This window comes from Streptomyces sp. D2-8 (genome assembly GCF_023184515.1).
In the GTDB taxonomy this organism is placed as follows: Bacteria; Actinomycetota; Actinomycetes; order Streptomycetales; family Streptomycetaceae; genus Streptomyces.
Genome location: NZ_JAAHBP010000013.1, coordinates 96,855 through 118,461, shown reverse-complemented (window position 1 = coordinate 118,461; position 21,607 = coordinate 96,855). Strand labels below are relative to the sequence as shown.

At 67.4% G+C, this 21,607-nt stretch carries 18 protein-coding genes and 1 pseudogene; 6 read left to right on the top strand and 13 right to left on the bottom strand.

All coding sequences use genetic code 11. The features are described from left to right. The first annotated feature begins 172 nt into the window (after positions 1 to 172). Together G3I77_RS23155 and G3I77_RS23150 are read left to right on the top strand one after the other, a co-directional pair. Positions 173 to 841, top strand: coding sequence for a hypothetical protein (locus tag G3I77_RS23155; protein ID WP_248506745.1), 669 nt, complete (start codon positions 173 to 175; stop codon positions 839 to 841). Further along, complete coding sequence (locus G3I77_RS23150) at positions 838 to 1,923, top strand: hypothetical protein (RefSeq protein WP_248506744.1); 1,086 nt, start codon at positions 838 to 840, stop codon at positions 1,921 to 1,923. Before G3I77_RS23155 ends, G3I77_RS23150 begins: the two co-directional genes overlap by 4 nt. Before the next feature lie 119 nt (positions 1,924 to 2,042). Here G3I77_RS23150 and G3I77_RS23145 read toward each other — a convergent pair whose 3' ends face one another. Genes G3I77_RS23145 through G3I77_RS23125 form a run of 5 tightly spaced genes read right to left on the bottom strand, consistent with a single transcriptional unit; the run spans position 2,043 to position 6,316 of the window. Further along, positions 2,043 to 2,633 (bottom strand): hypothetical protein, encoded by a 591-nt coding sequence (locus G3I77_RS23145; RefSeq protein ID WP_248506743.1) that lies wholly within the window; start codon positions 2,631 to 2,633, stop codon positions 2,043 to 2,045. A gap of 8 nt (positions 2,634 to 2,641) precedes the next feature. Continuing rightward, complete coding sequence (locus tag G3I77_RS23140; RefSeq protein WP_248506742.1) at positions 2,642 to 3,247, bottom strand: hypothetical protein; 606 nt, start codon at positions 3,245 to 3,247, stop codon at positions 2,642 to 2,644. Then, the gene (locus G3I77_RS23135) at positions 3,244 to 4,578 is read right to left on the bottom strand and encodes a hypothetical protein (RefSeq protein ID WP_248506741.1); all 1,335 of its coding nucleotides are present in this window, start codon (positions 4,576 to 4,578) and stop codon (positions 3,244 to 3,246) included. Before G3I77_RS23135 ends, G3I77_RS23140 begins: the two co-directional genes overlap by 4 nt. After that, the gene (locus G3I77_RS23130; RefSeq protein ID WP_248506740.1) at positions 4,575 to 6,002 is read right to left on the bottom strand and encodes a hypothetical protein; all 1,428 of its coding nucleotides are present in this window, start codon (positions 6,000 to 6,002) and stop codon (positions 4,575 to 4,577) included. The genes G3I77_RS23135 and G3I77_RS23130 overlap by 4 nt, the downstream gene beginning before the upstream one ends. Continuing rightward, positions 5,999 to 6,316, bottom strand: coding sequence for a hypothetical protein (locus G3I77_RS23125; RefSeq protein WP_248506738.1), 318 nt, complete (start codon positions 6,314 to 6,316; stop codon positions 5,999 to 6,001). Before G3I77_RS23125 ends, G3I77_RS23130 begins: the two co-directional genes overlap by 4 nt. 877 nt (positions 6,317 to 7,193) lie before the next feature. On the opposite strand from G3I77_RS23125, the gene G3I77_RS23120 reads away from it, so the two are divergent. The 3 genes from G3I77_RS23120 to G3I77_RS23110 all read left to right on the top strand — a co-directional run bounded on the left by G3I77_RS23120 (position 7,194) and on the right by G3I77_RS23110 (position 9,876). Next, complete coding sequence (locus G3I77_RS23120) at positions 7,194 to 7,427, top strand: hypothetical protein (protein ID WP_248506736.1); 234 nt, start codon at positions 7,194 to 7,196, stop codon at positions 7,425 to 7,427. A 347-nt stretch (positions 7,428 to 7,774) separates the two neighbouring features. Further along, complete coding sequence (locus tag G3I77_RS23115; protein WP_248506734.1) at positions 7,775 to 8,722, top strand: hypothetical protein; 948 nt, start codon at positions 7,775 to 7,777, stop codon at positions 8,720 to 8,722. A gap of 140 nt (positions 8,723 to 8,862) precedes the next feature. Beyond that, positions 8,863 to 9,876 carry a hypothetical protein gene (locus G3I77_RS23110; protein WP_248506732.1) on the top strand — a complete coding sequence of 338 codons (1,014 nt, stop codon included), beginning with the start codon at positions 8,863 to 8,865 and terminating at the stop codon, positions 9,874 to 9,876. Positions 9,877 to 9,967: 91 nt separating this feature from the next. On the opposite strand, the gene G3I77_RS23105 is transcribed toward G3I77_RS23110, so the two are convergent. From G3I77_RS23105 to G3I77_RS23085, 6 genes and pseudogenes are all read right to left on the bottom strand, one after another. Then, complete coding sequence (locus tag G3I77_RS23105; protein ID WP_248506730.1) at positions 9,968 to 10,870, bottom strand: hypothetical protein; 903 nt, start codon at positions 10,868 to 10,870, stop codon at positions 9,968 to 9,970. Positions 10,871 to 10,890: 20 nt separating this feature from the next. After that, positions 10,891 to 11,601 carry a hypothetical protein gene (locus tag G3I77_RS23100; protein ID WP_248506728.1) on the bottom strand — a complete coding sequence of 237 codons (711 nt, stop codon included), beginning with the start codon at positions 11,599 to 11,601 and terminating at the stop codon, positions 10,891 to 10,893. Beyond that, positions 11,601 to 12,710 carry a hypothetical protein gene (locus G3I77_RS23095; RefSeq protein ID WP_248506726.1) on the bottom strand — a complete coding sequence of 370 codons (1,110 nt, stop codon included), beginning with the start codon at positions 12,708 to 12,710 and terminating at the stop codon, positions 11,601 to 11,603. The genes G3I77_RS23100 and G3I77_RS23095 overlap by 1 nt, the downstream gene beginning before the upstream one ends. Before the next feature lie 55 nt (positions 12,711 to 12,765). Beyond that, a pseudogene (locus tag G3I77_RS41255) lies at positions 12,766 to 12,909 on the bottom strand (hypothetical protein); the annotation flags it as partial. 2 nt (positions 12,910 to 12,911) lie between these two features. After that, positions 12,912 to 13,226: a hypothetical protein gene (locus G3I77_RS23090; RefSeq protein ID WP_248506724.1), complete on the bottom strand. Its 315-nt coding sequence runs from the start codon at positions 13,224 to 13,226 to the stop codon at positions 12,912 to 12,914. A 137-nt stretch (positions 13,227 to 13,363) separates the two neighbouring features. Next, the gene (locus tag G3I77_RS23085; protein WP_248506722.1) at positions 13,364 to 13,666 is read right to left on the bottom strand and encodes a WXG100 family type VII secretion target; all 303 of its coding nucleotides are present in this window, start codon (positions 13,664 to 13,666) and stop codon (positions 13,364 to 13,366) included. A gap of 378 nt (positions 13,667 to 14,044) precedes the next feature. Between G3I77_RS23085 and G3I77_RS23080 the strand changes: the two genes are divergently transcribed. After that, positions 14,045 to 18,679, top strand: a complete 4,635-nt coding sequence (locus G3I77_RS23080) for an FtsK/SpoIIIE domain-containing protein (protein ID WP_248506720.1) — start codon at positions 14,045 to 14,047, stop codon at positions 18,677 to 18,679. A 221-nt stretch (positions 18,680 to 18,900) separates the two neighbouring features. Here the strand turns inward: G3I77_RS23080 and G3I77_RS23075 are convergent, their stop codons facing one another. Together G3I77_RS23075 and G3I77_RS23070 are read right to left on the bottom strand one after the other, a co-directional pair. Beyond that, positions 18,901 to 20,628 (bottom strand): serine/threonine-protein kinase, encoded by a 1,728-nt coding sequence (locus tag G3I77_RS23075; RefSeq protein ID WP_248506718.1) that lies wholly within the window; start codon positions 20,626 to 20,628, stop codon positions 18,901 to 18,903. A 93-nt stretch (positions 20,629 to 20,721) separates the two neighbouring features. Continuing rightward, positions 20,722 to 21,570: a menaquinone biosynthesis protein gene (locus tag G3I77_RS23070; RefSeq protein WP_248506716.1), complete on the bottom strand. Its 849-nt coding sequence runs from the start codon at positions 21,568 to 21,570 to the stop codon at positions 20,722 to 20,724. Positions 21,571 to 21,607 lie beyond the last annotated feature (37 nt).

The window sequence follows — 21,607 nt, the reverse complement described above, 5'->3', positions numbered from 1 at the left end:
GGGCACTGCACTAGCGAATCGGGGCCCGGCAACACCACGCCCTCCGGATCCGAGAGCCCTATACATCCGGCATTGCCCGTCTTCTCGCGGAAGTTCGCGCTGGTGAAACCGGAAACCTCACCGGTACCGTCTGTGCTCATACCGAACTTCTGTCTCTTACGGGGGAGTCACTGTGAAGCGCCGCTCATTGCCCGTTGCCGCCGCTCTGGCGACGGCAGCACTGCTGTTGACGGCCTGCGGTAGCGGGAATGACAAGTCCGGCGACAACGACAAGATCGCCGGCGCCGGCCAGGGAGCGGAGACGCCGAAGGAGTCGGCATCGCCCTCGGAAGCACCGGCAGGGGACAAGCCGGACGGCGTGGACGTGTCCCTGCCCAGCGACATGGACCTGGTCTTCGACTGGGACAAGCCGAAGGACAAGAACGAGGCGGCTGCGATGGATGATGCCGCGAACTACGTCCGAGCGATCTACCGGGGCGTCGACAAGCGCACGACCAAGGACGCCGCCTTGGTCGCCTACTCGACAGGCGATGGGACGAGGTACGCCAAAACGCAGATCGACGCGAGGCTGGAAGGCGACTGGACGGCAACCGGCACGCGGCGCCACTACCAAGCCACCACACGGTCCGCGCCGAACGGCAGCTCGGTAGAGGTTGCGTTCTGCGTGGATTCGAGCAAGTTCTACTCTAAAGAGATCAAGACCGGAAAGGTCCTGAAGGGCGCCCCCAGCATCACGGACTTCGACTACTTCAAGATCATCATGGTCAAGCTCCCCACCGGAGATGGTCTGTGGCAGGCGTCCAAGGTGTTCGTCGAGGCGAAGGCGGCGAAGTGCCAGTGAACAGGTCACGGCATTCAGCGCTCACCACCGGCGCGACCGCCCTGGCACTGACCTTGGGCGTCCTCGCCCTCGCAGTACCGGCCTACGCGGGAGAAGAGCCAGCCAACACCGAGGGTTCCAACACAGAACAGGCGGGCGGCGGCGACGGCAACGGCATCTACGCCGCCGCCCGCATCCAGTACTCCGGTTCCGTCGCCAAGGGCGGCGGCACTGGCAACGTGACGTCCTCCGACGTCAACTGGACGCCGCCGCCCTGCTGGTACGCCCCCTACCTCGGCGCCAAGGACTTCAAGGAGAAGGTGTCCAAGGACATCGAGCGGGAGCTGAACACACCCGGCATGGGCGGGACCGCGGGTTCAGCGATCGGCGAGAAGAAGCGCCACTACGAGGACGGCTACGGCTGGACGGGAACTCCCGGCTACAAGGACTACAACGTCGAGAACGACGGCGAGGGAATGTTCTGGGCCGGCGTCGAGAACCCCGACGAGCCGGACTATCTCAAGCGGACCTCGTGCACCGACCTCCCCTTCTGGGTCGAGAACGGCGAGGCCCCGCCGCCTCAGTACGAAGAGGCCATCGACCCGGAGATACTCGCCGCTCTCGCCTACCAGCACATGCAGCTTCCCGACACGAAGGTGACCCTCGCACCCGAGGCCGACACCAAGGTGAATCTGCCCACCTGGGCCTGGCTGGACAAGGCTGTCTTCGACGAGGTCCAGGCAACGGCGGCCCTCAACGTCCCGGGCTTCAACATCCAGGCCACGACCACCGCCAGGCCGGTGGCCCTCAAGCTGGAGCCGGGCACCGAGGACGCCGTGACGTACCCGGCCTCGGGCGAGTGCGTCATCAACGCCGACAAGTCCATCGGCGAGCCCTACGCCAGGGGCAAGGCCGACGAGACACCGCCGTGCGGCATCAAGTACCTCCGCTCCTCCGGCGACGGCACGTACAAGCTCCAGGCGACCATCACGTGGGAAATCAACTGGACCGGTACGGGCGGCGCCGGCGGCGACCTCCCGAACGGCACCTTCGGCAACGAACAGGACATCACCGTCCAGGAAATCCAATCCGTCAACAGGTGAGCGAGCCGAAAAGAAGGCCGCAACGTAAGCGTCGGTCAGTTGGTCACCTGCGCACGAGCTATCTGCGCAAGCCTCGCACGTATGTCCGCTGCGTGGCGGATCGACGAAGGGCGAGCCCGTCACGCAGACAACGTCTGCGCGATATTGTCGACGATCTGTTCCAGAGGCTCGCCCAGGACAGGCTCTGTCCAGGAGACCAGCAGGGTGATCGCTGCCGCCATGTTCTCCGGGCGAACTCCGTAGAAGAGGCTGTGGATCACAGGGCGGGCGCCAAAGAGCCGCTTCTTCTCACCGACGAAGTTCTGGCGGATTCGTACGGCATCGCCCAGCGGTAGGCGTACGTCGCGGACATCCGGTTCGCCGAAGTCCGTGGACTTCATGTGGTCGGCCAGAAGGGAGAGAGTCACCTCGGGGTACGTGGCATCCGGGTGGATGGCGTCGAGTTCGAGAATGGCCGCCACAGAGTTGTGACCGCTCAGGTACCAGCCGAACGCCCCGAGAGGTTCGCGCGTATGACTGTCGGCCGCAGCCCGCTTCAGGTCCCGTGCCAGGAGGCGGGCATCACCCGCCTCTCCGTCGCGCGCGAATCGTTCGACGAGTTCGTTCGCCTGATGCTTGGCCCAGTAGTCCAGGTCCACAGAGCCCGCCAAGGGGAAAGGCACCCAGTCCTCAGAACACTCCAGGCCAAGGTTCGAGAGGTCGTCGGTCACGGGCTTGGTCACTCCGTCCAGGTCAGGGAGTCGGCGATCGCGTCGAAGAGTTCGGCCATCGCGTCGGCGATGGGCTCCAGCGGAGTGGAGAAGGTGAGCAGCAGGAACGCCATCGCGCCGGGGACAGGGAGGTGATAGTCCACGGAGAGGGAATTGTGCGAGCTCTCCGAGGTTTCGTCATCACCCTGTGGCGTCAGCTTACGGACGCGAACGGCAGTACCCGAGTGCAGTTCTTCGATACTCACGGCTCCCTCTCCGTCCCTGGCCAGTGCCTGCGCCAGGACTTGGAGCGGCAACGCCTCCGGATGGCGAAGTGGTGCCAAGGTGACCAGCAACGAAGCGGGGATGGTGAAGGGGCCGACTTCCTGGAGGCTGAGGTACAGCTCAATGCCACCGCTGCGGTATGCCCTGGTGGCACGGCGCCGCAGGTCCTTCCGGAGCCCATCCTTGAGGTGCGGCGCATCATCGATCCCGCGAAACTGACGCTCTACGAGAGCGTCGATCGACTTGTCGCGCTGTTCGGGGTCCAGAGGTATCTGGAACCAGCCGTCAGGAAGCAGGAGGCGGTAGTCGCCTGGAGGTGTGGTCTCTGTGGTCTCCCGAGGCCTGGTCATACAGCGCTCCCCGCAGGTGTCTGTTCCGTGGCCGGCCGGTCGAGCCGGAGCCGACTGCGCAGTTGGTGAATGAGATACGGAGCCGCTTGCAGAAAGCCTCCGAGTACGCCCATGAGAACTGCGGCCGTCGCCGCAGATGGATACGTGTCCTCGATCCGCAGGCCCTGGGTAACGGAGAAGAAGGAACCGAAGGCCATGACAACGGTGGAGGAAACACCGGCAATGGTGCTGGGAAAGCGTGACATGCCGCGCGCATCACGGCGGGACACGGGCAGCAGTTGCGCACCGAGCGTCGGCCCCTTGGGCCAGCTGACCTTCCCGCTGAGACGGCGTTCTGTGGAGCGCAGTCCGGTGGCTTGCCGCAGCCGGGACCAGCCATCGTCACCGTTCTTGCCCCCGAACCACAGGCGCCACGGGAGGACGGCACGCAGCTGCTCGTCAGCGCCTCGAAGTTCGGCTCCCAGCGCCGTGCCCTCCCTGTCGCGCGCAAGGACCAGAGAGGTCACGGCATGCGGGCCCGTCAACGGCAACCAGAACTCCTGCCCGCTGATGTCTCGCAGGACGAGGTCACGATCCTGCACCCGCAGCTCGGTGTCCCTGTAGAACCTGACCGTTACTCCCAGCCCACTGGCCGGCGCAGGTTTGATGCGCTCCCGCACAGAAGGGCTGTATCCCCTGAGACGCAGCCGAGTCCACCCACGGAGGGCCAGACGCGTCAGCGGCGCGACGAAGGCAGCTGCCGACAGCGGGAGGATGGCCCAGGGGTTCGCCGTATCGGAGAAAACGATCACGCTGAACAGGGCGAACCAGACGAGGCCCGCAGCCGCACGCGTCGCCCAGTACCACAGAGGGAAGGCACTTCCGGGGCTGAGAGACCTGCCCCGTCCACGTCCGCGCCGTGCCTTCTTGGACACCAGAGGATCGTTCCGGTCTCGTACCACATGGAGAGGGATGCCCGCGGCCTTCAGCAGTGCCGCCACGCCCGTGCGACTGAGCAACTGCTCGCCCTGTACGGACCGCTGCGGCAACGAAGGGGACTCCGGCAACCAGTCCTCCATGTCGAACCAGCCGACCAGTGCTCCCTCGTGGTCCTGTAGCTGGAGCTCGCCCCAGGAACCAGGTATCGCCGGCCCCATGCGTTCCTTGTCGGCACCGGGCACATCGATGAAGACGGCACGGGCGATCCCACCGTCGCCGACCGGGAAGTGGAACCTGCGCCGGCGCGTCTGCAGTACGAGGTCGCCGTCGTCCAGGAACAGCCGGGACCGGTGGCAGAGTTCCAGACCGGGGCCACGCGAAGCGGCCGGTCTGAGGGCGGGCTCGGGGATCATCGGGCAACCATGCCGTACAGAGAGGTCACCCCGCCATAAGCGCCCTCAGCACCAGCGACTACTCCTGCAGCAGTGGCTCCCGCCCAGACGTTTGTCTGTCCTCCGAAGTTGCCCAGGGCACTACTGACAGCCGGCATCTTCAGCGCATCCGGCGCGATTCCGTTGAGGTCTTTGGCCACCCTGGCCAGATCAGGGTCGAGGGTCCCCGCTGAACGAGGAACGGCCATTCCCGTGATCCCGTCCCGCCATCCCTGCTTAGAGAATGCCTGGCTGATCGATTTCACACCACCAACGGTATCCCGGTACATGGAGACGGGGTTGAAGCCCTCCTTGATATTGCTCCAGGAGGGGAGCTTCCCTTTCGGCATGGCGGCTAGCGCGCGGGCCGATTCCCTCCCTCGAATCGCTCCCTGAGCACCCCTGTTGGCGATCGTCCATGCCTTGTTTGTCTTCACGCCCGAGGCGACTGCCTGTTTGAACAGGTTGCTGCGCGCCAGCGCCTTGCTCCCGGCTGCTACACCCTTGGCTCCCGCCATGGCCGCACGCCCGAGGCCGAAGGTCGCAAGGCCCACGGCGTCCAGGAACACCGACTTCCAGCTCCCCTCGCCTCCCAGGGCGAGCACCAGGTCCGTGGCGAGCGCGACCACGCTGGCCACGAGGGCTATCGTCGTGGCGATGGCGGCGATGGCCTGTCCGATGACGGGTATCCATCCCAATGCCAGTGCCGCCACACCCGCCCACAGTGCGATGCGCCCGGCCCACTTGGAGATTTCGCCAAGCCAACCCGAGTTCTCGTGAACCCAGTTCTTGAACTTGTCCTTCCAGCCATCCTTCAGCCCATCGCCCTCGATGACGTCGTAAATGGCGTCAGCCGCCAGTTTCGCGGCACGGTCGCGGATTCCCTTGGCGGCTTCGAGCGCGTTCTTCGCAGCCGACAAAGACGAGGACGCCTGCTCCCTCTGCCGGTTGTATTTCCTGGTGTCCGCATCGTCTTTCGGCGTGTCGTCAGGCTGGCCGTCAAGTGATCGCTGAGCAGACGTCAGATCGTCATGGGCCGCTTCGGCGTCATGAAGGGCCTTGTCGGCCATCTGTTGAGCACGATGCAACTCCGAAGCGTACTCGTTGCTGCACACGCCTTCCCGCACCTGCGTCCCGAGGGCCGTCGCAGCCTCGTCGTAGCGCTTGAACGCCCTGCGCAGTTTGTCGCCTGCTCCTTCGGCCGTGGCCCGGAACTCGGTGGCTGCCTTGCTCTTCCAGTTCTCGACGGAGGCCAGCGCCTTGATCTCACGGGCTTCCTTCTCGATGGCCTCGGCGGTCTTGCGCAGTTGCCGGCCGAGCCGCGCAACCTCGTACGGGTCGCCGGGTACCGGATCACGCGTCTCGTCGAGTACCGCCCAGCGGTGGGCAGCAGGGCGACTCGTCATTTCTTCGCCCCTTCCGTCGTGTTCCTGTCCTCCGCCCGCAGAACCTCGGCAAGTTCATGGTCGATCTTCTCGTACGACTCTGCTGCCGCCTTGGTGACCCCGTGCAGCTTCTCCAGTTCTTCGGTGAGCCGCTTGCGGTGGATCTTCCAGTTGCTGCCGAATTCATCAAAGGCGTCCAGGATGTTCTGGGAGCCGATCTCATCGACACCGAAGCTCTCGGCCGGGTTGCCTCGATCTGCGAAAGTGTCGCGAATGCGCTTCAATGCCCTGGAACATTCCTTGATTCGATCAATGTCCGCTTGCTGATCGCTCATGCCCCCTCCCCCACCACCTTTACGCCGACACATCGACTATAGGTTTGCAGATTATCAACGTGTCGCTGTGATCTTGCGGTTGGGGTCGGCGCTCAGGGCGATGCTCCCGCTTGGAACAAGCCGGGTTCCATGCCGGCGTCGGAGCGCGCGAAACTCGGGTCGCCAGGTTGTACGGCGCCGACTGGGGATCGAGGGCACAGTTTTCAAACAGTCGGTCCGCGCAGCCGTGGCGCGCCGTCTTGTCGAGGCACCCGGGCGGGACGGTGAGACGAGTGTCGTCGAGGTCGACATGGTGTCGCGGCGTCCGGACGGAGCGGACGGTGGCCGCCGATGCCCCCGGGCGGCGGAGAGCTGGGATCGCGTCGTGTCGAGTACGTCGTCCTCGTACCTGGCGATCAGGGCCGCTGGGTCGGCGTCGTCTTCTCCACACTCGGGGCGGGTGACCCCGAGGGCGAGATTGCCGACCTCTTTGTGGAACTGTTCGACGCGATGATGAGCACCTATCGTTGGAGTCGTTCATGAGCTGGCCATATGTGGACTACGACACTGACCCGTGGAGAGAATCCCGGATTCATGGGAGGGAACCCCTGGAAGGGGCCACGGGAATGGGGTGGCTATATGTCCGAAGCATGGTGGGGCGACAGCGACTTCAAGCCGAGCCGCAAGGGCCTCAAGGGCCTGGCCGCCACCCTGCAAGCCTGCTCGGAACAGTTCCCGCGAAGTCACCCCGGCTTCGACGTCTACCTCCACCTGCCGGACCCTCGCCTCATGCCGCTCCCTGTCTACGTCGCCTCCGTCGAGGCGGAGGACGATCGCGACGAGACCTTGCCGGGAACTGGTCGCCACGGACGATCCGGCCCTCGTGGAGGAGCCGGTTATGGAGAACTTCACCACCGAGGCTCTCGGTACCGGCCTGCGGTCCCTGCGCGACACTCAGACGGAGGAGAACTGCACGATCGTCGCGGGTGTGCGCTACGCCTGGCGCAGCCAGGAGGCGGGCTGCGACGTGGTGGTCATCGTCGCAGCCCCGGACCCGCGCCGGGTACTTGGTGCCATGGACGACATCGATGCTTTCGTCGAGCGGATCACTGTGACGGCCGGCTCGGGCTGACTGTCCCTCTGGTCCGGCCCCACACAACTTGTACCTGCCCGAGATGCCGAGAACCGCACCCGGACCGGCGTCGGCGACGACGTCCCGAACCGCACCTTCGGAATCACCTGCGGGCTGCCGTCCAGGCAGCCGGAGGTGCCCTGTACACGCCCACCGCTGCACGCATGCCGAGCCCTCGGCGGCGAAAGACGGAACGGCTCCCAGGGCACCACCGTCACGCATACGCTTCCTGCTGGCCCACCGGCTGGAGTTCCGGCAGGGAACCTGCCGACGGACGCCCTGTACTGGGCAGTCCGCCCGTCTCGACGGGCCGCATTCCGGCGCTGATCATCGTATCGTTACGCCGCATGTGGCCAGGAAAGCAGCCGCCTGAGGGCGGGCAGGAACCGCAGCAGCAGCCGTCGAATCCGTATCTGCAGCCCGGATACCATCAGCCGAGCCCATTCCAGCAGCCGCAGGCGTCGAACGCGCCCCCGCCCCAGGCCGGAATGCCGGTTCCTCGGCCGCCGAGCGGCGGGCGGAGCCGCAGCACCATCGTCGCCGCCATCGCGGCAACAGCCGTCGTAGCAGCGGCGATCGCAACCGGCTTCGTCCTACTCGGCAGCGGTGAGAACGACCGGGCAGGCACCGACCCCACCAAGGCAACTTCCCCGCCGGCGAGTCCGGACAACTCTCGGGACATGGACACCGTGGCCGCCACGGTCAAGGGCTGGCAGGTGGTGGTGAACCCGAGCCAGGGAATCGCGTTCGACGTGCCACCGCAGTGGGCGCGCCAGTCCACTGACTGGGTCACGTATGTCTCCGAGAACGACGACCCGGAAGACACCCCACTGATCGGTATGCGCGCCCCCGCGTACTTGAAGGAACAATGGTGCTCCTCGGACGAGGACAAGGACGGCACCGTGGAGCACACGCCGTTGGCCGTCGCAGGTTCCAGGGGCAACAACGGCGCTCGGAGTAGCGAGGAGATCGCCGGCTCCGACCCCGAGACCTGGGTGTACGGGCAATTCACCCAACCCGACAAGACCAAGGTGAGACCGGGCGAGGTGGAGCCGTTCACCACGAACTCCGGCATCAAGGGGAGCCTGGGAGCCGCCTGGTCCGTGGACGTGAAGAAGACGCAGAAGTGTTCGACGGACGGCAAGGCATGGACCTTCGCCTTCAAGAACACCCAAGGAGACCTGACTTCCTGGTCGTTCTTCGGCGCCAAGGGCGTGTCCGACGAGGTACCGGAAGCGACGGTACGGAAGATCGCCGCCACCGTACGGCTCTACAAGGTCTCGTCGGGTTCCTGACAGCGAGCAACACCAGGAACGGAATGGGATGGAGACCAGCAGCTCAGAACAACACCGTTGAGTAGTCGCGCCCGAAGGCTGCGGAGAAGTCGAGCTCGCGACCTGAGCGCCGCCCTCTGAGCGACGACTGCCCCGATGCCGTGGTGCTTTCAGGAACGCCACCCATCCGAACACGAGCAGGTGAGTATCGTCTGCAGCTCAGCCGGATCACGTCAGAGCGTGACGAGCGCGCCTCGCACTGGGCCGACAAAATCCGCGATGAACTCGATGACGCCATCGAGGACAGCTTCTGGGACGACGCCAAGGGCTGGCTCCACGACAACGCCGATCTCTTCAAGACGATCGGTGACCTGGTGGGAGACCTGAGCGGCATCCTGGGCATGCTGGCCATCATCACCATGCCTTTCCCGCCCCTGGGCGCCATCTTTGCCACGGCTGCGGCTGTGACCAGCGGTATCGCCCTGCTCAGCCACCTGATGGCCAAGGCAGGCGGGGCCGACGTCAGTTGGTTCAACGTTGGCCTTGACGCTCTCGGGGCTATTCCAGGCATCAGCGCGTTCGCCAAGGGGGTCAAGGCCGCCGACGGCGCGGCCGCGGTAGCGCGGGCGGCGCAACTTGGCAGAGGGACCCGTGGCGTCACGACGATCGGGCGGAACATCGTCGGTTTGGGCGACAACGTCGCGGGAGCCGTGAACTACACCTTCAAGGGTAAGAACATCGGATTGTGGGGCCTCAAGCACGGCGGCCTGATCAAGGCCGAGGGTCTCATGGGACGTATGACGCTGGTCGCCGAGCAGACCGTCCACAAGGGCCAGTGGGCCGGCACCCGCATAATCAACCTGGCTGGTGGAAACCGCTGGTCAATCGACCCGATGAGCAACCTGGGACGTGGCATCGACGCAGGCATCAAGATCGCTCCGAAGCTGGTGTCGATCCCCACGCACATCGGCGAGCTCATGGGCGTGTCCCCGACCACCCTAACGGCCCTGAGCTGCCCGGCTCTTCCCCTTCCCTCTCTTGCGAAGGCGTCGTACCGCGCCCCGATGCGGGGGTCGGCTCCCGTGTCGTCGGCCTGTCTTCGCACCCGCCCTCCCTTTTCTCGCCGCTGTGCCTCACGACCGCGTGATCTCACCGTCGCCGGGGCAGGGACGTAGAACGCAACGGTCGTGAGCAAAGGGGAGGCGCGATCCGTTCCTGTCGACCTCTTCGGCCTGTCCGCCGTGTTCGCCCCGTCCACAGCGCGACTCAGTCGTGCGGCACCTCCTCGACGACGCTCTCCTTGAAGCGCCAAGCCCCCCGGTTGCCCACCGCCTCCGCACGCAGACCCGTTTCCCAGGCAATCCGTGCCGCCCGGCCGTGCGTCAGGTCGGGGTATTCCTCCGGGGCCACCTTGATGTAGCCACGCCGGTCGGCCGGGTACGTCCGCAGGGCCTGGCGTAGTTTCTCCTCCTGCTCCGCCTGGGTGGAGTGGTCACCCGTCACGGTCTTGTACACCTTCCGCAGCCGGCCGGGCCCCTTCTGTTCGTCCCGGCGTCTCGCGGCGTCCGATCCTCGCCATGTCATCCAACCGACGGAACCGATCGCGGCAAGAGCGAAAGCACCCGCACCGACTACGTCACCCGTCGCGTCAGCCTGCCCCGGAGTCTGAGGACGGAGCTCTCCCTTGGGATCCTCAATCACGGTGAGCACCCGGCCGACATCGTAAAGGTCCGAGGTTGTTTCCATTTCTGGCCCCGGGACCCGAGTACCGTCCTGCCGCTCCAGCGTGTAGTAAGAGTTACGGCCCTTGCGTCCCTGGGGCGGGTCCAGTCGTTCCTTGACGACGGTGGCCGTGATCTCGATGCCCCGATACTGGAGCGTGAGATCATCGCGCGCTACACCGGTGACATATGCGGAGAGCACGGAAGTGAAGGCGATGAACAGGGCCGCGTACAGGCTGGACTGACCGACCCCCAGTTTCTCGATGAGGATGATCAGAACGACTCCGTGTGCAATCCACAGAGGCACCTGGACAACAGGACCGAAGTGATCCGCCAGCAGAAACATCCCTGCGATGTCAGCGAGCACGTAACAGCCGATACCGACCGCCAAAGGAATTCGATACCGTGCGCGTATGCCTCGCGCCTCGCCATTCACATCGGCGCTCATACCTGCCTCCCCATCACTTCTCACTCCGGTCCGTCGGGCTGCGAGCGGTTGTCATCGACGGTTTCCTCTGCCGAAATCGACTTCATGATGCCGCTGAGCACGTCGAGGTACTCGTCCCAATGATCGACGTCCTGGCTCATGAAGATGAAGAGGGCGGAGCCAGGGCTGGTTTTCAACGGCAGACAGACCTGCATCTGTCGGACCTTGACGGGGATGGCGTCGCCGTCCAAGCCGAAAAGTACGCCGGGCATCTGCAGATCCTGCTCGTATATGCAGATGGCGGCGATCCCGTACGGAAGCATGACGAGCCCAACCTCTGCGTCCGGGTACATGTCACGCCATTGGACGGCTGTCCGCTTGGCCGTACCTCGCCGGTCCTGGTGTGGCGGGCCCACGTCCGGCCTCTCGATCAGCACGCACAGTGTGCCCTGAGAGAGCTCCCCGTCGTGCATACGCAGGAAACAGCTCGAGACGTGCTCGGCTCCTGCCCCGATCATTGTCTGCAGGATGTACTCGCCTGAAACGATGAGGCTGAGTTTCTGCTCCGGTGTCGCGGTTGCGAAGATCGGGTCGACTGCGTCAACCATCCTCAGCATGCGCGCCTCAGCATCCTCATTCAGGTCGAACTCCATGAACCCTGGGGGAAGATCGAACCAAAGATCAGCGACGCCGGCCGAGGATGCGCCGGTCTCAGGCGACTCGGAGTTGATCTCCGCTTCTCGGGATACCATCAGTCCGTCAACTCCCACGCGCCAAGACCGACGGCGCTGGCAACAGCGACGACTCCTCCGAACTTGCCATTGCTGTGGCCCGTAGCGATATTGGCTACTCCTGTGCCCCAAGTAGCGGCGTCGTACCTACCGGTACTCGTCTCATAGGCGTTGATTGCGGTCGGCGCCGTCCACGCCACTTGCGCGGCAGCCTGAATGCCTTCCGTGGCCGTCAAGGCAGCACCCCGCGAAACCCCCAGCTTGCTGGCGGCTGCCATTACGGGCTTGTCAATTACACGAAGTACCGGATCCGCCTCTTTCGCCAGCCTCTTTGTCGCAGCAACGGCCGTCTTGATGCCGACTCTGCTGCCCGTGGTGACGCCTCCAGCCGCTCGCGCGGCCTTGTAGCCCGCCCACGCCCCGCCGGCACCGGGGATCATGCCGAGGGCGTCGCCACCCAACGTAAGCCAGTTGCCGATGTTCTGGCCGGTGGGCGGAAAGAGGCCGCTCACACCGTAGGCCGCCGCGTGCGCGAAGAACGCGACCGCGCTCAGCCCGACAGCCAACGGAGCGAGCACCGGGCAGAAGATGGCAATGACACCGACAACGGAGGCCGCGACGGTGATCCAGTCCGCGTGTGCCTTGATCCAGTTGCCGATGTCGGAGAGGAGCTCCCTCACCTGGCCCGGAAGGTCCGCGAGCGCCTTGCCCAGGCTCTCGAGCGCGTCCCCGAGCTTGTCCCATATGCCAGGCTCATCAGGAGCGATGTTCATGGCGCTCTTCAGGCGCTCGGCTATCTGCTTGCCGTACTCCCGGTAATCGCCCGCCATGCTGCGGCCCTTACGGCGAAATTCCTCCAGCTCGAGTTCCTTGGAGTTCACCGCACGATTGGCGTCCTGGACCTTGTCCTTGTGGTCCTGCGCACCCTTGGTGTCACCGTCGGCGCCCTTGAGTTTGTCGGCCTTGCTGTGCGCCTTGCTCAGCGCATCGTCTGCCTCCGCCGCCTGGGTCTCCAGCCGCCGCGCGTCCCTCTGTTTGCGCTCCATGTAGTCCGCCCAGTCCTCCAGAGCCGCGGCGGCCTTGGAGAACGAGTCGCGCGCATCGTCCATGCGCGGGCGGGCGGAACTCATCGTCGAACTTCTCACGGAAGGCTTCGGCTGCCTTCCCCTTCCAGTCGCCGACCCCCGTGCCATGCAGGACCTGACTGATCTCATCGAGCGCTTTCGCGGTCCTGCGAACCGACTTGGCCACGTCGTCGGCCACTGTGTGATCACCAGGGCAGGGCACGAATCCCAGACCGGGGAAGTCTTCCAGCTTCGCTTCGGCCATGACTACTTCCCACCCCCCTTGCCGCCTTTGCCCTGGTTCCGGTTCGCTTCAGCAAGTTCGTGATCCAGCTCCTCGAAGGCCTCCTTCACTTTGAGCAGAGCCTTCGACGCCTTCTGTGAGAACTTCGTCAGCTGCTTGATCCCGTAGGACCACTCGTCGCCGAATTCATCCATGCGCTTGGCGAGTTCAGGCACCCCCATCGCGTCACCGGTGACATTCTCCATGTCCCGGCCGGGCTTCTTCATCAAATGCGCTACGTGGTCGAGGTTGCCCCGAACTCGCATCAACACTTCATAGTCGGCCGACAAATCACTCATGTTCCCCCCGTTGTACCGCTTCTCAACACCTGGCGAACCGTACGCGGATGCACCGCATCATCGACTCTTGCGCCAGTGCGGACGGTGCGGCGAGAGCCGAGGCTCCCCGCCACACCGCCCACGACCTCAGCAGAACGTCACTTGCTCCGAGCCTGCTTCGCCAGCTCCTCGTCGATCTGCTCGAACTTGTCCGCGGCCATGGTCAGGTAGTCGCCCATGCCGTCCAGACCGTCCAGCGTGTCCTTCGAACCCTTCACGAACTCGTCGAAGTTCTCGTCGAACGCCTTGGACGAGCTCTTCGTGACGTAGCCCGACTCCACAAGGTTGCTGATGTACTTGCGGAGGCCGTCGAGCTTCTCGTGAAGCTTTTCCTTCTCCTTCACGACATGCTTGGCTGCATCCCGCATGTCCTGATATGTGACATCAAGGTCCTTGGCCATGAAGCTGCTCCCTCTCACAACGCCGCAGGGCCAACCCCCGTGGCTCCCTGTTTGCGGACTCATCGGCCCGGAAGCCGAGTTGTCGGCCGCACGTGGCAGCCGGTGTGATCGTCCGCTCTTGCGTCAGCAGCTTACGGGTGTGGCCTGTGGTGCCCCATACCCGGCTTGTGAACGAGCCGTCATGAAAGCGTGCACACCATTGCCATTGGAAACATCACGGCGCCTCCCCATTGCCCCGCCGCCGGACCGAACGGATATCGTCCCTAACGGCTGTGACCCGCGTGACTGAAGCGATCAGCACAGCAGCGATCAGCACAGCGGACGCAGCAACAGACACCACAGCGGCCGACCGGCCCAGTGGCACGGGGAGGACAAGTCGTGCGCCTGACTCTGACCGTCGTCGACCCGTACGGCGGTGGCACCGCCGACGTGGTGCTCGATGCCGATCCTGAGTCCACCGTGGGGGACATCGCGCAGGAGCTGGCCAAGCAGGTGGGGCACAGCGGGGCGCAGGTCATCCCGCTCGGGCAGCACCGGCACGCGCCGGCCAACAACGCACCCCTCGTGTACGTGGACGGGTACGCCGTCGATCCCCACGCCACCGTCGTCGGCTCGCCCCTGCGCGAGGGTGCCGTCGTCAGTCTGCAGGATCCCTCCGGGTGTCTTCCGGGGGAGCCGACCGGGCTCGTCGAGCTGCGAGTCGTCGGCGGGCCCGCGGCCGGGTTCGTGCACCGGCTCGGCGTCGGGCGTTACGACATCGGCAGCGGGGCGGCGTCGTACGTCCGGATCGACGATCCCGAGGTCGACGCCCGGGCCCTCACCCTCTCCGTCGCCACCGACGGCACCTGCCAGGTCGCCGTGCACATGGACAAGGAACACGTCACCCTCGACGGCACCTCCCTCGCAGAGAAGGAAGAGGACGAGCCGAGCGGCAAGAAGAGCGGCAAGAAGAAGGACCAGGAGAAGAAGGAAGAGAAGAAGGACGGTCCCACCGAGTGGCCCCTCGGCGCTCAGATCGCCGTCGGCAACACCCTTCTCGAACTCATCCGGTACACCCCTCCGAACGCCGCCCTCAAGTGGTCCGACGACGGCGTCGGTCTCGACTACAACCGCCCCCCGCGGCTGCGTCCGCCCGAGCGGCAGACCAACTTCCGGCTGCCGTCGCCGCCCCGTGAGTACGAGGCCAGGCCGCTGCCCTGGCTGATGGCGCTCACGCCGCTGGTCGGTGCCGTCGTGTCGGTGATGATCTTCCAGCGCTGGTACTACCTGATCATGGCGGGCCTCAGCCCGATCCTGCTCTTCGCCAACTACTACAACGACAAGAAGCACGGGCGTAAGTCGCACGCCAAGCAGGTCAAGGAGTACGAGGAGCAGAAGGAGCGGATCGAGAAGGACGCCCAGGACGCGCTCGTCGCCGAGCGGAACGACCGGCGGCAGGCCATACCCGACCCGGCGACCGTGCTCGCCCTCGGAACCGGGCCCCGTACCCGCCTGTGGGAGCGGCGGCGCACCGACCGCGACCACCTTCTGATCCGTTTCGGGACCGGGCAGTTGCCCTCCGAGGTGGTGCTCGACGACCCCGAGCAGGACGACCACCGCCGCCAGGTGACCTGGAAGATCGAGGACGCCCCGGTCGCGCTGCACCTGCGCGCCCTCGGTGTCGTCGGCATGGCAGGGCCCGGCGACTCCGCCCGTTCCCTCGGGCGCTGGGCCGTCGCGCAGACCGCGGCGCTGCACAGCCCGATGGACGTGCAGTTCTACGTGCTGAGCGACAACGCCGCGCAGGAGTCCTGGGACTGGGTGCGCTGGCTGCCGCACGCCCGGCCGTCCGGCGGGCAGGACGTCAACGCGCTCATCGGGACCGACGCCGAGACCGTGGGCGCCCGCATCGGCGAGCTGACGCAGATCCTCGACGCGCGCAAGAAGGCCGCCGAGCAGAACAAGTCGCAGGGCGGTTCGAGCTTCAGCGACCCCGACATCGTCGTCGTGTGGGACGGGTCGCGGCGGCTGCGGTCCCTTCCCGGCGTCGTACGGCTGCTGCGCGAAGGCCCGTCCGTGTCCATGTTCGCCATCTGCCTGGACGCCGAGGAACGGTTCCTGCCCGGCGAGTGCCAGGCGTACGTCGTGGCCGAGCCGAAGGCCGAGGAGTACGATCCGGCCGCCCAGCAGGTGCAGCAGTCCCCGCAGGTCGCCGGCGGATTCCCCTCCTTCCAGGCCTGGCACACCACCGCGCTCCAGCCTGAACAGGCCGAACGTCAGGAGCAGTTGCGGCTGCGCGTCGAGGAGGCCGGTGCGGAGCGCCTGAAGGACGTACGGCCGGACTTCGTCTCCGCCGCCTGGTGTCTGCGGCTGGCACGGTCGCTGTCGCCGCTGCGGGACATCAGCGGCGAGACCGAGGACTCGGCGCTCCCGGGTTCGAGCCGGCTGCTGGACGTGCTGCAGCTGGAGCCGCCGACCAGTGACGCGATCGTCGCCCGCTGGCGGATGGGCGGGCAGTCGACGCTGGCCGTCATCGGTGAGTCGTACGACGGGCCGTTCGGCCTCGACATCCGCAAGGACGGTCCGCACGGTCTGATCGCCGGTACGACCGGTTCGGGTAAGTCGGAGCTGCTGCAGACCATCGTGGCGGCGCTGGCGGTGGCGAACACGCCCGAGAACATGACGTTCGTGCTGGTCGACTACAAGGGTGGCGCGGCCTTCAAGGACTGTGTGCACCTGCCGCACACCGTCGGTATGGTCACCGACCTCGACGCCCACCTCGTGGAGCGGGCCCTGGAGTCGCTGGGTGCGGAGCTGCACCGGCGCGAGCACATTCTGGCCGCCGCCGACGCCAAGGACATCGAGGACTACCAGGACCTGGTACGCCGGGATCCGTCGCACCAGCCGGTGCCCCGACTGCTCATCGTCATCGACGAGTTCGCCTCGATGGTGCGTGACCTGCCCGACTTCGTCACGGGGCTCGTGAACATCGCCCAGCGTGGTCGTTCCCTCGGCATTCACCTGCTGCTGGCCACACAGCGCCCGTCGGGTGTCGTCTCGCCCGAGATCCGCGCCAACACCAACCTCCGTATCGCGCTGCGTGTGACGGACGGCGGTGAGTCGTCGGACGTCATCGACTCGCCCGAGGCCGGCCACATCTCCAAGAACACCCCGGGTCGCGCGTACGCCCGGCTCGGGCACGCCTCCCTGGTGCCCTTCCAGTCCGGCCGCGTCGGTGGCCGCCGGCCCGGCGCCGCCGACCCTGCCGTGCTGATGCCCTGGGTGGGCCCGCTGACCTGGGAGGACCTGGGCCGGGCGGCGCTGGTCAAGCCGAAGGCCGAGTCCCGTGAGGACGAGGAGATCACGGACCTGAAGGTCCTCGTCGACACCATCCGCGACGCCAACAGCTCCCTCGGCATCCCGCCGCAGCACAGCCCGTGGCTGCCCGCCCTGGACGAGACGCTGCTGCTGGACGACGTGGAGCTGCCCGCGTTCGCCGGTGGCCCCGGCAAGCTGCCGCCGGCCCCGTACGGCATCGAGGACCTGCCCGCGAGCCAGTCGCGCCGCCCGGTCGCCGTGGACTTCTCCACCTTCGGCCACCTCATGATCGGCGGTGCCCCGCGCAGCGGCCGCTCCCAGGTGCTGCGCACCCTCGCCGGTTCCATCGCCCGTACGCACTCCATCGCCGACGTGCACCTCTACGGCATCGACTGCGGCAACGGTGCGCTCAACGCGCTGACGCGGCTGCCGCACTGCGGTGCGGTCGTGGGCCGCAACCAGACCGAGCGGGTCGTGCGGCTGGTCAACCGGCTCAAGGGCGAGATGGGCCGCCGCCAGGACGCACTGGCGGAGAAGGGCTTCGCGGACATCGGCGAGCAGCGGGCGTCGGTCGCCGAGGACGAGCGCCTGCCGCACATCGTGGTGCTGCTGGACCGCTGGGAGGGCTGGGTGCCCACCCTCGGCGAGATCGACCACGGATCGCTGACCGACGAGTTGCAGACGATGATGCGCGAGGGCGCGAGCGTCGGTATCCACCTGGTCCTGACGGGTGACCGCACCCTCCTGGTAGGCCGTATCGCGACCCTCACCGAGGACAAGTACGGTCTGCGGCTCGCCGACCGCAGCGACTTCTCGTCGATCGGCATCCCGGCGCGCAAGGTGCCGGAGGAGATCCCGCCGGGGCGTGCGTTCCGCAACGAGTTCGGTACGGAGACGCAGTTCGCGCTGCTCGCGGAGGACACCACCGGTCAGGGTCAGGCCGCGGCGCTGGCGGCGATCGGCGAGGCTGCCGCCGCCCGCGACGCCGCCGTCCCCCGGTCGCGACGCCCCTTCCGTGTCGACAGCCTGCCCAGCCGCATCTCCTTCCCGGAGGCCTGGGAGCTGCGCGACCCGGACGCGTCCCGTTCGCGTCTGTGGGGTCTGGTCGGCATCGGCGGCGACGAGATCGTCGGCTTCGGCCCCGATCTGGCCGAGGGCGTACCGGCGTTCGTCATCGCGGGCCCGGCCAAGTCGGGCCGCTCGACGGTCCTGCTGAACTTCGCCCACTCGTTCCTGGCCCAGGGCACCCGCCTGGTCATCGCGGCCCCGCGGCAGTCCCCGCTCCGCCAACTCGACGGTACGGACGGCGTGCTGAAGGTCTTCACCGATGACGACATCGACGAGGACGAGTTCGAGGAGCTCATCGACCAGGCGTCCCTCGAGGAGCCGATCGCGGTCCTCGTCGACGACGGCGAGATCCTGGAGGACTGTGACGCCGAGAGCCAGATGAAGAAGCTGGTCTCGCGCGGCGCCGAGCGCGGCCTCGCACTCGTCATCGCCGGTGACGAGGAGGATGTGTGCAGCGGCTTCTCGGGCTGGCAGGTCGACGCGAAGAAGGCCCGCCGCGGCATCCTGCTCTCCCCCCAGGAGTCCTCCAGCGGCGACCTCGTCGGCGTACGCCTCAACCGCAGCATGGTCGGCGGCCAGGTCGCCCCCGGCAAGGGCATGCTCCACCTCGGCGACGGGGAGCTGCGGACGGTCGTCATTCCGGGATGAGGCGTTGAGCGGGGGTTCGGCGAAGCCGAAGCGGAGGAAGGCGGCGGGGTCGGCGCCGCGGTGCCGAGCACCGGCCGGGCCGCCGACCCAGCCGAGGAAGCGGGACTGGAGCTGTGCCTTCGGCTGCGTGGTGCTCCCCGGCCTCGTCGGCCTCGTCGCCCCGCTCGCGGCGGCCCCGCTGCTGATCGCCCTGCCGGTCGGGCTCAGCCGCGGGGCGCCCCCTACCCCACCTTCGACATCCGGGCCTGAGGGCGCCCCGACTCCGCGCTCTCCGACCGGTACTGGAGGTCGTCGCCCACCGGCTTGAGGTGGACGGTCGTCTTCGCCGGGTTGCAGCCGCTGTGGTTGGTCTTCGCGCCGACCGACGTCGCGACGAGCTCCTTCTTCGTCACCTGCTTCAGGGTGAGTACGTCGACGCAGACGCCGCCGATCTGGTCGGTCTGGCGGAGCCTGCCCAACTCCTCGCCGACGGCGACCTGTTCCACGGTGACGCGGAATGTGCCGAGGGGCAGTCTGCCGTCGAGGGAGACGCCCTGGCCCTCCCAGGTGCCGAGGTACGCGGCGGGCACCGTACCGGCGGGGGCGGAGCTCGCACTCGCCGCCGGAGGCGAGTCGGACCCGCTGCCCGAGTCCGCGTCGTCCTGGCCGCCCCGTCCCGGCAGCAGGTCGAACACGAACACCGACCCGATCGTCACGGCCGCCATCGCCCCCGCGACCGCCAGCGCCACGGAGCAGCTCAGCCTCCGCACCCGCCCGCCGCCCTGAGGCGTGGAGGTCGCCGCGACGGACACGGAGACCTTGCCGGGGCGGCGGCCGGAGGTCGGGGCGGTGTCCTGCTGGTGATCGCCGTCCCGGGGTTCGGGTACGGCGGCGTGGTCGGGTACGGCGGCGTGGAGGGACGCGGGTGCCCCGGCCGTCGTGGGCAGAACCGGCGGCGGCATGACCGGCGGCGGTCCGAACACCCCCAGCCCCTCACCTCCGCCCGCTTCCGGCACCCCCACCGACGGGCTGCTGAACCCGACGGGCCCGGACGGCGCCCCCGCCCCCGGCCCCGTCGCCTCCAGATTCAGCAGTTGCACGGCACTGCGGCTCACCTGCTCCACCAGCGCCCCCGGCAGCCATCCGCCCGTCACCAGCCGGGCCGCGCCCTCGGGGGCCAGCCGGCGGGCCACCTCCGCGGGGGCGGGCCGCGCGCCCGGGTCCTTCGCGAGGCACGCCGCCGTCAGGCTCCGCAACTCCCCGTCCAGCAGGCCAAGTTCCGGCTCCTCATGGACGACCTTGTAGAGCAGGGCGGCGGAGGAGTCCCCGGGGAAGGGCGGCCGGCCGGTCGCCGCGTACGCGAGGACCGCGCCCAGCGAGAAGACGTCGGCCGCGCCCGTGACGCCCTGGCCCAGGATCTGCTCGGGCGACATATAGCCGGGCGAGCCGATGGACACGCCGGTGGAGGTGAGGGACGCCGTGCCGTCCGTGGCCCGGGCGATCCCGAAGTCGATCAGCAGGGGGCCGTCGAGGGTGAGCAGGACGTTCGACGGCTTCACGTCCCGGTGCACCAGGCCCAGCTCGTGCACCGCCACCAGCGCCTCGGCGAGCCCCGCGCCCAGGGCCCGTACCGTGTGGGCCGGCAGGGGTTCGCCGTCGGTGACCGCGGCCGACAGGGACGGACCGGCGGCGTAGGCCGTCGCCACCCACGGCACCCGCGCCCCCGGGTCGGCGTCCAGGACGGGCGCCGTCCAGGCACCGCCCACCCTGCGCGCGGCCTCGACCTCCCGCCGGAAACGCGCCCGGAACTCCTCGTCCAGCGCGAAGTGCGGATGCACGATCTTCACGGCGACCGTACGGCCACCGGCGCTGCGGCCCAGGTAGACCCGGCCCATGCCGCCGGAGCCCAGCCGGCCGAGCAGCCGGTAGGGCCCCACGACGGTGGGTTCGTCGACGTCGAGCGGCCGCATGGGCGTCACCCCTCCCCCGTGGGCAAGCGGGGACGACTCCGGTCCCGGTGCGCCTGCACTCCCCAGCAGAGTAGTGCGGGAGCACCGCCCGGCTCACGGCTGGAGCAGGTCCACCTTCACGTCCGCCGGGAAGCCGGTCGTCGGGCCGACCCGCCGGGCGAACTCGGCGACGGCCGCGAGCTGCGGGCCGCCGAAGCGGAAGTCGAGGGTCGTGAAGTAGCGGGCGAGGGTCTCCTCGTCGAAGGCCTCCCAGCGGGCGGCCTGCTCGGCGACCTTGCCGACCTCCTCCAGGGAGAGGTTGCGGGAGTCGAGGAAGGCCCCGTGCACCCGGCGGGTGATGACCGGCTCGCGCTCCAGGTAGTCGCGGCGGGCCGCCCAGACCGCGAAGACGAACGGCAGGCCCGTCCACTCCTTCCACAGCGCGCCCAGGTCGTGCACGTCCAGGCCGAAGCGCGGCCCGTCGAGCATGTTCGCGCGCAGCGCCGCGTCGCCGATGAGGACGGCGGCGTCGGCCTCCTGCATCATCAGGCTGAGGTCGGGCGGGCAGGTGTAGTAGTCCGGCTGTACGCCGTAGCGCTCGGCGAGGAGCAGCTGGGCGAGGCGGACGGAGGTGCGGGAGGTCGACCCGAGGGCGACGCGGGCGCCGTCCAGCCGGTCCAGCGGGACCTGCGAGACGATCACGCAGGACATCACCGGGCCGTCGCAGCCGACGGCGATGTCGGGGAAGGCGACCAGGTCGTCGGCGTGCCGGAGGAACTCGACGAGAGTGATCGGACCGATGTCGAGTTCGCCCTGCACCAGCTTCTCGCTGAGCTTCTCCGGGGTGTCCTTGGAGAGCTCGAAGTCGAGGAGCGTGCCCGTTCTCGCGAGCCCCCAGTACAGGGGCAGGCAGTTCAGGAACTGGATGTGGCCGACACGCGGCCGGGTGCGAGGATTGTCCACATCGTGAGGCTAGCCCTCATGGCGTACGGACCGGCGC